Origin of the sequence: Caldimonas tepidiphila, from assembly GCF_003569765.1 — a bacterium.
GTDB classification, from domain to species: Bacteria; Pseudomonadota; Gammaproteobacteria; order Burkholderiales; family Burkholderiaceae_C; genus Caldimonas; species Caldimonas tepidiphila.
Map to the genome: position 1 here is coordinate 1 of NZ_KZ983963.1, position 7,835 is coordinate 7,835.

The 7,835-nt window shown below is 71.2% G+C and carries 11 protein-coding genes; 7 read left to right on the forward strand and 4 right to left on the reverse strand.

The features are described 5' to 3' along the window. Positions 1 to 35: 35 nt before the first annotated feature. Positions 36 to 212, reverse strand: a complete 177-nt coding sequence (locus D3A59_RS26815; RefSeq protein ID WP_157991367.1) for an ISAzo13-like element transposase-related protein — start codon at positions 210 to 212, stop codon at positions 36 to 38. 26 nt (positions 213 to 238) lie between these two features. Here D3A59_RS26815 and D3A59_RS26820 point away from each other — a divergent pair, with 26 nt between their 5' ends. Beyond that, positions 239 to 577, forward strand: a complete 339-nt coding sequence (locus tag D3A59_RS26820) for a hypothetical protein (RefSeq protein WP_157991368.1) — start codon at positions 239 to 241, stop codon at positions 575 to 577. Positions 578 to 834: 257 nt separating this feature from the next. On the opposite strand, the gene D3A59_RS02510 is transcribed toward D3A59_RS26820, so the two are convergent. Continuing rightward, entirely contained in the window at positions 835 to 1,368 is a 534-nt protein-coding gene (locus D3A59_RS02510; RefSeq protein WP_119153360.1) for a carboxymuconolactone decarboxylase family protein, read from the reverse strand. A 109-nt stretch (positions 1,369 to 1,477) separates the two neighbouring features. Between D3A59_RS02510 and D3A59_RS02515 the strand changes: the two genes are divergently transcribed. Beyond that, positions 1,478 to 2,341 (forward strand): AraC family transcriptional regulator, encoded by an 864-nt coding sequence (locus D3A59_RS02515; RefSeq protein WP_119153361.1) that lies wholly within the window; start codon positions 1,478 to 1,480, stop codon positions 2,339 to 2,341. Here the strand turns inward: D3A59_RS02515 and D3A59_RS26825 are convergent. Next, a complete protein-coding gene (locus tag D3A59_RS26825) occupies positions 2,292 to 2,633 on the reverse strand; it encodes a transposase family protein (protein ID WP_119153362.1) in 342 nt (113 codons plus the stop codon). The two genes, D3A59_RS02515 and D3A59_RS26825, sit on opposite strands and share 50 nt — an antisense overlap. Before the next feature lie 127 nt (positions 2,634 to 2,760). Continuing rightward, entirely contained in the window at positions 2,761 to 3,102 is a 342-nt protein-coding gene (locus D3A59_RS02525) for a hypothetical protein (RefSeq protein WP_119153363.1), read from the reverse strand. 171 nt (positions 3,103 to 3,273) lie between these two features. On the opposite strand from D3A59_RS02525, the gene D3A59_RS02530 reads away from it, so the two are divergent. The 5 genes from D3A59_RS02530 to D3A59_RS25890 all read left to right on the forward strand — a co-directional run. Beyond that, positions 3,274 to 3,525, forward strand: a complete 252-nt coding sequence (locus D3A59_RS02530; protein WP_119153364.1) for a hypothetical protein — start codon at positions 3,274 to 3,276, stop codon at positions 3,523 to 3,525. A gap of 118 nt (positions 3,526 to 3,643) precedes the next feature. Further along, the gene (locus D3A59_RS02535; RefSeq protein WP_119153365.1) at positions 3,644 to 4,093 is read left to right on the forward strand and encodes a (2Fe-2S)-binding protein; all 450 of its coding nucleotides are present in this window, start codon (positions 3,644 to 3,646) and stop codon (positions 4,091 to 4,093) included. A gap of 2 nt (positions 4,094 to 4,095) precedes the next feature. After that, complete coding sequence (locus D3A59_RS02540; protein WP_119153366.1) at positions 4,096 to 6,288, forward strand: xanthine dehydrogenase family protein molybdopterin-binding subunit; 2,193 nt, start codon at positions 4,096 to 4,098, stop codon at positions 6,286 to 6,288. Positions 6,289 to 6,365: 77 nt separating this feature from the next. After that, positions 6,366 to 7,412 carry an XdhC family protein gene (locus D3A59_RS02545; protein WP_119153367.1) on the forward strand — a complete coding sequence of 349 codons (1,047 nt, stop codon included), beginning with the start codon at positions 6,366 to 6,368 and terminating at the stop codon, positions 7,410 to 7,412. Next, on the forward strand, positions 7,409 to 7,835 hold a 427-nt coding region (locus D3A59_RS25890), incomplete at its 3' end, for an NTP transferase domain-containing protein (RefSeq protein WP_205665084.1). The genes D3A59_RS02545 and D3A59_RS25890, both read left to right, overlap by 4 nt.

Sequence of the window (7,835 nt, forward strand, 5' to 3'; positions counted from 1 at the left end):
GCGCCATGCCTGACCTGCATTCTTGAAGTCGCCGATCAGCTCCTTTTTTTTGTATCCACGCTGATCACCGGCTCCCCCGCCTTCAGATACGTCTGCTTGAGCTCTTCAATGTGGTGGAACTGCTCGTCGCGTTGCTCGGGCGAGGAGCCTGCCTCCTTGCGCCGAGCATTGACTCTCGGCGAGTAGCCAAGCTTGCGCAGCAGCCGTGACACCGTCGTCGGACACGCCGAGTGACACCTTGCTCGCGCAGCTTCGCACTGAGTTGCCGCAGCGAGCTGCGCTTGTACTTGTCTGGGCCCTGCGGATTGCCCGCCGTCTCGGATTCCAGCAGCCGCTCAAGCGAGCGCTCGAGCTGGGTATCCTGGATCTCGACGGGCCGGCGCCCGCCGCCTGCCTGGCGAACTCGCCCCACGGGCCGATCCAGCAGCTCGGCATCGAGCTCGCAATGCCCGCGCTTGATGGTCTTCTCGCTGATCCCGGTGACCCAGGACATGAGCTGCACTCCGCCACGGCCGAGCTGCTTGGCCTGCAGTGCGGCGTACCAGCGGCGTTGCTGCTCGTCGAGGCGGTTCAGTAGCAGGTTGATCTGCTGATGCAACTCACGTGTCGCCTCGTCTTCGCCAGCCTGGCAAGTAGGGCACTCGCACACATGAAGGTAGCTGCGCATGAGGCACCTCCACGACCACATGAAGAAGCCTTCATTACACCTCTTCGGGCCTATTCCTTGTCAACAGTAGATGCTGGACAGGCCCTAGGTGTCAAAGACAGCACTTTTCATGGATCCGTCCTTCGGCCAGGATGCCCCGCGTCGCCATTGGCGCCGCAGGGAGTGGTTCATCGCAGGGCGACCTTGGGAAAATCGACCGGAACGTCCAGGGCCACGTTGATGTAGTTGGTGAAGAGGTTGAGGGCGATGTGGGCCATGATCTCGACGATCTGCTCGTCCCCGAAGCCGGCTTCGTGCAGATCGGCGACATCGGCATCGGTGACCTGCGCGCGCTGGTCGACGACCTTCAGGGCGAAGGCCAGGGCCGCGGCGGTACTGGGGTCAGCAGATTGGCCGGTCTGCGCAGCAGCCATCTCGGCAGCAGATGCACCCGCTTTCTGGCCGAGCACGGTATGTGCGGCTAAGCAGTACTCGCAGCGGTTGCGGTTGGCGATGGCCACGGCGATCTGCTCGCCGAGTTTGGCACCTAGGGTGCCTTGGCTCAGGGCGCCGAAGGCGGCCCACATGCTTTGCAAGGCGGCCGGGGCGTTGGCCACCGCCTTGAACATGTTGGGCGTGACACCGAACGCCTGATGGATCTGGGCCAGCAGGGGTTGGCTGGCGGCGGGAACAAATTGAGGCTGGAGGTTGACTCGCGGCATGACGATCTCCTGGTAAACGTTGGTTGGGAGTGAAGAGGCAGGAGGAGTATCGGCACGATTCATGTACGATAGAAATCGCCCAGTACATAAAACGCATCATTTAGTTCAAATGCAGGTCAGCCCACCTATCGACCGCCTCTCGGGCCTCCTGGAGCGCTTCCGTGTGCGGGCGCAGTTGCATCACTCGGGTGTGCTGTGCGGGCTCAGCCACTTCGATGCCTGCGAGGGGTACGGCTACCTGCATGTGCTGCGCCGTGGCTGGTTGCGGGTAAGCCACCCCGGCGCGCGAAACATGCCCCGGTCGATGCGCTTCGACGAACCGACCGTGCTGCTCTACCCGCGCCCGTTCACCCACCGCTTCCACAATCCACCAGCCGAGGGGTCGGATTTCACCTGCGCACGACTGGTCTTCGATGGCGGCGCGCGCAACCCGTTGGCGCGGGCGCTGCCGCCGTTGATCGCGCTGCCGCTGGCGCGCGTGCCGGGCCTGCACGCGGCGCTGGAACTGCTGTTCGCCGAGACCGACCGGGTGCGCTGCGGTCAGCGTCTGCTGGCCGACCGGCTGTTCGAGGTGGTGGTGCTGCAACTGCTGCGCTGGCTGCTCGACCACCCCCAGGAGGCCGGAGTGCATCCCGGCCTGATCACCGGATTGTCCGACCCGCGCCTGGCGCGCGTCCTGGTTGCCATGCACGATGCCCCCGGCGAGCCCTGGACGCTCGAACGCATGGCCGAACGCGCCGGCATGTCCCGCACGGCGTTCGCCAACACCTTCCGAGAGGTCATTGGCCAGACGCCGGCGGACTACTTATCCGACTGGCGCATCGCGCTGGCGCAAAGCCGGCTCCGCGAGGGGCATTCCATCAAGATACTGGCCGAGGAACTCGGCTATGCAAACCCTTCTGCGCTCTCACGCGCATTTACCGTTAGGGTCGGGATGTCCCCGCGTAATTGGTTGGCGAAGACGCCGGCCTGAGAGGTGCGGTTCCAGGGCTGTTCACTTGCTCGCCGGCCAAGTGGCGCATCGCGCCCTCCATCTGCGACGCGTCGAGCCCCTGCAGGATCACAGCGCAGTGCCGTGTAGGCCGGTATGCGCTTCCAGCGGCTGCCGAACACCTCATTGAGCCGAGGCCAGTGCGTGTCGATGAAGATGTGGATCTGCGGTACGAGGTCGCACCCGAGACCACCGCCAGCACGCAGTACAGCAGCACATGCTGCAGGTCGTAGCGCTTGCCCTGTGCTCGCCTCGGGTCGCAGACCTGCTCCAGGCCTCATCACGTCCTCGCCGCTTCGTCCAGGTCCGGACTCCGCAGCAAGGCGCAACCCCTCCCCATCAATCAACCGCGGGCGCTATACCGATAGAAGTGAACAGCCCTGGGGCGTGAGGCGGTCTGATTACCGGGCGATGAAGGCTTTCCCCTGGCATCCCAAGGCATCGAACCAGTCCCGGTAGGGCGTGTTCCTCGCGAGCCTGCGGTTGTAGTCCGGTGCGCCGTCCGTCCACCAGACCGGCCCCCGTTCACCGAGCGCCACCTTCGCCTCCTGCACCTTGGCGCGTGCCCGCCGTTCGGCCTCCCGGTCGCCGTCGCGCAGCGCGCGGCCGACCTCGGCGCGGGCCCGCATCAGTTCGCCGACGAGTTCGCGGCGCCGGTCCTCGGGCAGTGCCGGGTCGGCGCAGCGCCACAGGCGTCCGCGCACCACGAAGTAGCGTCCGTCGGGGGTGACCGGGTGGTGCATGAGGCTCCTCGCGAGATCTGCCCGCGATGATGCCGGCAGCATGTGCCCGGAGCGAGTCGCAGGGCTGTGGCGACGCCGGCTCGCAAGCGACGGCGTTCCCGGCATGTGCTCTGCTCAGGAAGGGGGCGGCATGCCGTGCCCTCGCTCCCCCTCCCGGAACCGGACGATCCGATGCGCTCCCTCCTTCCCCGCGACAAGATCCTGCATGTGCTCGCTGGCGGCGCGCTGTTCGCTGTCGGGCAGCTGCTCGCCGGGCCGCTGATCGGGGCCGTCCTGTGCGTCGGCTTCGGCGCCGCGAAGGAGGCCTGGGACCGCCTCAGCGGCACGGGAAACGCCGAGGCGGGCGACTTCCTCGCCACCTGCGCCGGCGGCGTGCTTGCCGCACTGGCACTGGCCGCCCCGGCGCTGCTCCGGCTCGCTTGAGAGGCGGTCCGTCCCCTGTCCTGCAGCAGGACCTGCATCGTTGTGCATCGGGGTTCACACCTATATTCTTGAGCGTGCTCAATGCGAACATCCGCTCCGAATGCTAGGAGGAGTCCGAATGCGACTGGATATCAACGGAAAGACGATCGAGGCCGACGTGGCGCCGGACATGCCGCTGCTGTGGGTGCTGCGCGACGAGCTCGGCATGACCGGCACCAAGTTCGGCTGCGGCATGGCGATGTGCGGCGCCTGCACCGTGCACGTGGACGGCGAGCCGACGCGCTCCTGCGTGCTGCCGGTCTCCGCGGTCGAGGGCCGCAAGGTCACGACGATCGAGGGCCTGTCACCGAACGGCGAGCACCCGGTGCAGAAGGCCTGGGTCGCCGAGGGCGTGCCGCAGTGCGGCTACTGCCAGTCGGGCCAGATCATGAGCGCCGCGGCGCTGCTGAAGAAGAACCCGAAGCCGAGCTCCGCGCAGATCGTCGAGGCGATGGACGGCCACATCTGCCGCTGCGGCACCTACCGCCAGATCCACGCCGCGGTCGCGCGCGCCGCGAAGGAGGGCTGAGCATGGCCCTCGAGATCGAGAACAAGTCGCGCCGCTCCTTCCTGCTGCGCGCGGGCGGCCTCGCGGTCGGCGTCGCCTTCGGCGCGCCGGCGCTCGGCATCGCCGAGCAGGCGATGGCGCAGGCAGCCGGCGCCGGCGGCGCGACGCTGAGCCCCTGGGTCACGATCGGCACGGACGGCATCGTCACGATCTTCTCGCCGGCCGCCGAGATGGGGCAGGGCACCTCCACGGCGATGCCGCGGCTGGTCGCCGAGGACCTCGACGCGGACTGGTCAAAGGTGGTGGTGAAGCAGGCCCCGCACAACGCGAAGGCCTACGGCAACAAGCTGTTCGGCGGCGCTCAGGTGACGGGCGCCTCGCGCACCACGCGCGGCTACTACGAGCCGCTGCGCATCGCCGGCGCCCAGGCGCGCCAGGTGCTGCTGCTGGCCGCGGCCGGGAATTGGGGCGTGCCGGCGGGCGAGCTGTCCACCGAGCCGGGCGTGGTCGTGCACAAGGCGAGCGGTCGGCGCATGGGCTATGGCGAAGTCGCGGCCTTCGCGCGCGTGCCCGACGGCCTGCCCGAGATCACGCCGGCGATGCTCAAGCCGCTGTCGGAGTGCCGCCTGATCGGCAAGGACGCGCCGCGCATCGACGCGAAGGACAAGTCCACCGGGCGCGCGGTCTACGGCATCGACGTGCGCCTGCCCGACATGCTGCATGCCGCGGTGCTGCGCCCGCCGGTGCAGCGCGAGCGGCCGCTGAGCGTGGACGACAGCGAGGCCGCCAAGGTCAAGGGCTTCGTGCGCGCCGTGACGCTGCCCTACGGCGTCGGCGTGATCGCGACCAACACCTGGTCGGCGCGCAAGGCCCGCGAGGCGCTGAAGGTCACCTGGTCGAGCGAGGCGCCGGCCCGCGACTACACCACCGACGCGGTGAAGAAGGACTTCCTCGCCGCGACGCAGGACCTCTCGAAGCCCGCCGTCGTGGTCGAGAAGCACGGCGACGTGCCGGCCGCGATGGCCGGCGCGAAGACGGTGCTGAAGGCCGACTACGTGAGCGGCCACCTGACGCATGCCGCGCTCGAGCCCTTCACCGCGACCGCGCGCCATGCGGGCGGCAAGCTCGAGGTCTGGACCTCGACGCAGGCGCCGACGCTCAACACCCTGGCGCTCGCCGGCGCGCTGAAGATGCAGCCGGCCGACATCACGGTGCACTCGATGCTGCTCGGCGGCGGCTTCGGCCGCAAGATTGAGCCCGACGCGATCATCGACGCGGCGCTGCTGTCCAAGGCGCTCGACGGCCGCCCGGTGAAGGTGACCTGGACCCGCGAGGACGAGATGCGCCACGGCAAGCCGCGGCCGCTCGCCGCGCAGCACGTCGAGGTGGGCCTGGACGACAAGGGCGCGATCGTCGCGCTGCACCACCGGCTCGCCGGCGAGAGCATCTACGCCCGCGCCAACCCGGGCGCCTTCCAGGCCGCCGGCGGCAAGGACGCGCCCTTCCACGAGGGCGCCGAGGCGCTGTACGAGCTGCCCGCGCACCTGATCGAGTACCTGCGGCAGCAGCGCGGCGTGGACGTCGCGTTCTGGCGCGGCGTCGGCGGCGGCTACACCAAGTTCGCGCTCGAGTCGATGATCGACGAGGTCGCGGCGGCGCGGAAGCTCGATCCGCTCCAGCTGCGCCTGCAGCTGCTGCACAAGCACCCGCGTGCGCAGGCGGTGCTGCGCGAGGCCGCCGCGATGGCGGGCTGGCAGCGCAAGCGCGCCGCCGGCCGCGCGCTCGGCGTCGCCTACTCCGACATCTGGTCGACGCACGCGGCGCTGGTGGCGGAGGTCTCGGTGGACCGCAAGAGCGGCGCGCCGAAGGTGCACCAGATGTGGTGCGCGGTGGACTGCGGCGTCGCGCTGCTCCCCGACAACGTCGTGCGCCAGGTCGAGGGCGGCCTGATCTGGGGCCTGGAGTCCACGCGCGCCGAGCTGCTGCACAAGGGCGGCGAGGTCGTGCAGTCGAACTTCCACGACTACCCGGTGCTGCGCGGCAGCGAGGTGCCGCGCATCGACGTCCGCGTGCTCAGGAGCGAGGCGGCGCCGGGCGGCGTGGGCGAGTGCGGCGTGCCGCTGGTGGCGCCTGCGGTGGCCAATGCGGTCGCGCGCCTGACCGGCAAGCGGCTGCGCACGCTGCCCTTCGCCACCGAGGGCCTGAAGTCGGCCTGAGGCCGGCACCCCGGGCGCGCGGCAGGCCCGCGCGCCCGGTTCCGAACACGGCGCCGCGGGCGCCGGCAGGAGAGGCAATGGAAGCGATGGACCTCGCGGTGCTGCGCGCGGCGGCCGACTGGAGCGCCGCAGGGCACCGCTGCTGGCTCGCGACGGTGGTCGAGACCTACGGCTCGGCGCCGCGCCCGCCGGGCTCGATGGCGGTGCTGCGCGACGACGGCCGCGTCGTCGGCTCGGTCTCCGGCGGCTGCGTCGAGGACGACCTGGTCGACTGGCTGCGGCGCGACGCGGCCGGCGTCGAGCGCGCGCGCGCCTTCGTCTACGGCCGCGACGCCGAGGAGCGCGCGCGGCTGCGCCTGCCCTGCGGCGGGCACCTGCGCGTGTGGCTGGAGCCCGCGCCGCGCGCCGAGATCGACGCGCTGCTCGCCGCGATCGGCGGCGGCATGCTGATGCGGCGCGAGATCGACCTCGCCAGCGGCGCCTCGGGCGTCGCGCCCTCGTCGGCCGGCGACGCGACCGCGCTCGCCGGCGAGCGCTTCGTGCAGCTGCTCGGGCCGACCCGGCGGCTGATCCTCGTCGGCGCCAGCGAGGTCTCGCGCTACCTCGCGCCGATCGCGCGCACGATGGACTACCGCGTCACCGTGATCGACCCGCGCGAGGAGTACCTCGACACCTGGCCGCACCCGGACTGCGAGCTGGTGCGCGAGATGCCCGACGACGCGATCGCCGCGCGGCTGCCCGACGCGCACACCGCGGTCGTCGCGCTCAGCCACGACCCCAAGCTCGACGACCTGGCGCTGCTCGAGGCGCTGAAGTCCGCCGCCTTCTACGTCGGCGCGATGGGCTCGCTGCGCACCACCGAGGCGCGGCGCGAGCGGCTCGCGCTGTTCGACCTGACGCCCGCGGAGATCGCGCGGCTGCGCGGCCCAGTGGGCGTGGACGTCGGCGCGCGCACGCCGCCGGAGATCGCGGTCTCGGTCGCGGCCGACCTCGTGCGCGTCGCGCGCGAGGCCGAGACCGCGGCGCGGCGCGGCGCCCCGGCCTGCACCGCGGCGGTGGCGATGCCGCCGCGCAGCGGCGCAGCCGTGCCCGAGTGCGGCGCGCGGGACGACGCGCGCCCTTGATCCCGACGCCCCCGGATCCCGTCCCGGTCGCAGCGCTGCTGCTGGCCGCGGGCCGCTCGCGGCGCTTCGGCGCCGACAAGCGCGCCGCGCCCGTGGGCGGCCGCCCGATGCTGGAGGCGAGCCTCGTGCTCTGGCGCGCGGCGCTGCCGGCGGCGGTCCCGCTGACGGTGGTGCTGCGCGACGACGACGGGGACGCGCTCGCCGAGCGGGTGCGGGCGCTCGGCGCGCAGCCCTTGCGCGCGGCCGGCAGCGCCCGCGGCCTCGGCGCGAGCCTCGCGGCCGGCGCGCTCGCGCAGCCTGCGGGCAGCGCGCTGCTCGTCGGCCTCGCCGACATGCCCTTCGTGCGGGCCGCGACGATCGCGCGCGTCGCCGCGCGGCTCGCGGCCGGCGCCGGGCTCGTCGCGCCCTTCCACGCGGGCCGGC

What these genes read in the sequence shown, in the direction of transcription:
- D3A59_RS02510 (WP_119153360.1), bottom strand. Translation starts at nt 1,368, where the DNA reads ATGCCGCGAGTCAACCTCCAGCCTCAATTTGTTCCCGCCGCCAGCCAA.
- D3A59_RS02515 (WP_119153361.1), top strand. Translation starts at nt 1,478, where the DNA reads ATGCAGGTCAGCCCACCTATCGACCGCCTCTCGGGCCTCCTGGAGCGC.
- D3A59_RS02525 (WP_119153363.1), bottom strand. Translation starts at nt 3,102, where the DNA reads ATGCACCACCCGGTCACCCCCGACGGACGCTACTTCGTGGTGCGCGGA.
- D3A59_RS02530 (WP_119153364.1), top strand. Translation starts at nt 3,274, where the DNA reads ATGCGCTCCCTCCTTCCCCGCGACAAGATCCTGCATGTGCTCGCTGGC.
- D3A59_RS02535 (WP_119153365.1), top strand. Translation starts at nt 3,644, where the DNA reads ATGCGACTGGATATCAACGGAAAGACGATCGAGGCCGACGTGGCGCCG.
- D3A59_RS02540 (WP_119153366.1), top strand. Translation starts at nt 4,096, where the DNA reads ATGGCCCTCGAGATCGAGAACAAGTCGCGCCGCTCCTTCCTGCTGCGC.
- D3A59_RS02545 (WP_119153367.1), top strand. Translation starts at nt 6,366, where the DNA reads ATGGAAGCGATGGACCTCGCGGTGCTGCGCGCGGCGGCCGACTGGAGC.